This is a genomic window from Rhodanobacter thiooxydans LCS2, from assembly GCF_000264375.1.
Lineage (GTDB): Bacteria > Pseudomonadota > Gammaproteobacteria > Xanthomonadales > Rhodanobacteraceae > Rhodanobacter > Rhodanobacter thiooxydans.
This window is the reverse complement of record NZ_AJXW01000131.1, coordinates 1-293: the sequence shown is the minus strand read 5'-3', so window position 1 is coordinate 293 and position 293 is coordinate 1. Positions and strand designations below refer to the sequence as shown.

Annotated in this window: 1 pseudogene; it reads right to left on the bottom strand. The window is 72.4% G+C overall.

Annotated features, from left to right (window positions below):
* A pseudogene (locus UUA_RS19705) lies at nt 1–293 on the bottom strand (cation diffusion facilitator family transporter); the annotation flags it as partial.

Genomic DNA, 293 nt, shown 5'->3' with positions numbered 1-293 from the left:
GAGCGCGGCGACCACCTGGTTCGGCGCCAGCTGCACGGTGAGCAGTCCGTTGACGCAGGCGATCGGGGCCTGCTCCTCGGCGATACGCAGGATCGCCGCGTGGAGGCGGCGATCGCCGCGTTCGCCGATCAGCAGGCTCTTGCTCTCGCGGGCGAGCAGGGCAGCGACGACGGCGAGCAGCAGGCCGATCAGGATCGAGGCGATGCCGTCGGCGGCCGGGAGCGCCAGCGTGGTGGCGGCAAAGGTGCCGACCACGCCGATCACGATGCCGACCAGCGCGGCGCTGTCCTCGA